The organism is Vallitalea sediminicola (genome assembly GCF_054408565.1).
The window spans coordinates 1-519 of record NZ_BTPT01000137.1; the positions used below are offsets into that span (position 1 = coordinate 1).

The 519-nt window shown below is 35.5% G+C and carries 1 protein-coding gene; it reads left to right on the top strand.

The window, feature by feature from the left end; translation table 11 throughout:
- Positions 1 to 184: 184 nt before the first annotated feature.
- The coding region (gene tnpA, locus ACX6CF_RS26160) for an IS200/IS605 family transposase (RefSeq protein WP_458788324.1) at positions 185 to 519 on the top strand (335 nt) is incomplete at its 3' end.

The window sequence follows — 519 nt, forward strand, 5'->3', positions numbered from 1 at the left end:
CTAATAAATAAAAAATCACATGTTTATCCAACATAATAAACTCACCCAGTAAATGAAAATACTAATCCCCCAGCTATGCTGGGGCGAATAGAGTAAGCGGTAGTGTTAAGTATGTTATTAAAAAGCCTCCTATGGTAAGATGATACTGGTGTCGCAAGCCAATATCAAATAGGAGGCGGTCCTAATGGACAGTTCAAGTTTATCACACACTAGATGGAAATGCCAATATCATATCGTATTTATTCCAAAGTACAGACGTAAAGTGCTATATGGACAAATAAGAGCAGATGTAAGAGAGATATTAAAGAGATTATGCGAATATAAAAGAGTTGAGATAATTGAAGGAGCAGTATGCCAAGACCATGTACATTTATGTGTAAGTATACCGCCGAAATATAGTGTTTCAGAATTTGTGGGATATATTAAGGGTAAAAGTGCCTTAATGATATTTGACAAACATCCAAATCAAGGAAGTAAATGGAATAGAGCCTTTTGGGCAAGAGGGTATTATGTGTCAAC